General features: G+C 39.5%; 1 protein-coding gene. It reads left to right on the forward strand.

What is annotated here, in order from left to right:
- A partial coding sequence (locus ACRCJ0_RS18850) for a nucleoside hydrolase (protein WP_431391734.1) occupies positions 1-564 on the forward strand: 564 nt, incomplete at both ends.

A 564-nucleotide genomic window follows, 5' to 3' on the forward strand; every position in this document is an offset into this window, starting at 1 on the left:
ATATTCTCTAAACCAACACAAACAGCTGAAGATGGGCATGCGATTGATTTTATTATTGATACGGTGAAAGCAAATCCAGGCGAGATTGAAATTTTAGCTTTAGCACCTTTAACCAATATTGCCATGGCTATTAAGAAAGCACCGGAGATTGCGGCTGATATCAAGCATATTTGGATTATGGGTGGGGTGAACAACCGCTTAGGGAATATGAATGTATCAGCAGAGTATAATTTCTATGTGGACCCTGAAGCAGCTAGAATTGTGTTAAATGCTTCAACTGCTAAGACTATGGTAACTTGGGATGCTTCACTAGACTTCGGAGTGATGTACGAAGAAGATATTGAAGAAATTCAGGCTCTAAATACGAAAGGTTCAAAATTTTTCCTAGATATTAATATGTTTGTTCGTGAGTTCGAGTTGGCTAAACGAGGCATTGACGGGATTACTTGTACAGACTCATTATTGGTTGCAGTTGCTGCGGTACCAGAATTGATGCTTCAAGCGACTGAATATTACGTGGATGTTGAAACTCAAGGTCAATTTGCCCGTGGCTACAACATTGTT

This window comes from Aerococcus sp. L_32, assembly GCF_050689315.1.